This window comes from Dyella monticola (assembly GCF_003363155.1).
In the GTDB taxonomy this organism is placed as follows: Bacteria; Pseudomonadota; Gammaproteobacteria; order Xanthomonadales; family Rhodanobacteraceae; genus Dyella_B; species Dyella_B monticola.
In genome coordinates, this window is record NZ_QRBE01000040.1 from 1 (window position 1) to 1279 (window position 1279).

The following is a 1279-nucleotide window of genomic DNA, read 5'->3' on the forward strand; positions in this document are numbered from 1 at the left end:
AGAGCTGGCCCCAGTGGTTTGAACAGCGAAGCCCGGTTGGATAAGTGGATTGCCTGCGTGGTTTAAGCGGCTTTGGGCAAAGCCGTTATCGGGAAGTAAGCCTCATCAGGTGTCCGTCGATCAAGCGCGGAGTGTGGACGCCGTTCGTTGTAGAAGTGGAAGTAGCGCGCCAGTGAAGCTTTGGCCTGACTGACGGTCTCGTAGGCATGCAGGTAGACCTCTTCGTATTTCACCGACTTCCATAACCGCTCGACGAAGACGTTGTCACGCCAGCAGCCTTTGCCGTCCATGCTGATGGTGATGCCGTGTTGTGTGAGCAGGCCGGTGAACGCTTCGCTGGTGAATTGGCTACCTTGGTCGGTGTTGAAGATCTGGGGCGTACCGTAACGTGACAGCGCCTCTTCCACCGCCTCGATGCAGAAGGCCGTCTCCATCGTGATGGACACGCGCCAGGCGAGCACCTTGCGGCTGTACCAATCGATGACGGCGGCCAGATACACGAAGCCGCGCGCCATCGGGATATAACTGATATCCATGGCCCAAACCTGATTAGGTGCGGTGACTTTCACGCCTCGCAACCGATACGGATAGATGCGATGCCCTGGATGCCGGCGGCTGGTGTGGGGTTTGCGATAAAGCGCCTCGATGCCCATGCGCCGCATCAGCGTTGTCACGTGCTTACGGCCCACGTCGATGCCTTCACGGCGCAACAGGTCGCGCAGCATGCGGCTGCCCGCGAACGGGTGCTCCAAGTGCAGTTCGTCGATCCGGCGCATCAGCGACAGATCCTGCACTGGCACCGGTCGCGGCAGGTAATACACCGAGCCACGGCTGATGCCCACGGCCTTGGCTTGCCGTGTCAGCGGCAAAGGATGGTCGCGGTCGATCATCGCTTTGCGCCCAGCAAACCCGCCTTGGTGAGCGCGCTTTCTAAAAAATCGTTTTCCAACGTCAACTCGCCAATCTTGGCGTGCAGCGCCTTCACGTCCACCGGCGGTGGCGCGGCCTCGGATGTCGCGCCGAACACGCTGGCCGCGCTCTCCAGCAGCTGCGCTCGCCATTGGGTGATCTGGTTGGGATGCACATCAAACTGCTGGGCCAGTTCGGCTAGCGTCTTCTCGCCGCGTACTGCGGCCAACGCCACTTTGGCCTTGAAGGCCGGTGAGTGATTACGACGGGGTCGTCTTGCCATCGATCTGCTCCTTCTACGGCGATTATCATCGCCTCATTGAGCAGGAAATCCACCTATCGGGCTGTTCAGTTTTCCGGGGCCAGCTCT

At 60.1% G+C, this 1279-nt stretch carries 1 protein-coding gene; it reads right to left on the minus strand.

Annotation, left to right across the window (positions count from 1 at the left end; translation table 11 throughout):
- Positions 1-62: 62 nt before the first annotated feature.
- A protein-coding gene (locus tag DWU98_RS21535; RefSeq protein WP_115497624.1) for an IS3 family transposase occupies positions 63-1192 on the minus strand; the annotation gives its coding sequence in 2 pieces (ribosomal slippage) (positions 63-931 and positions 931-1192; 1131 coding nt in all).
- Between the last annotated feature and the right edge of the window lie 87 nt (positions 1193-1279).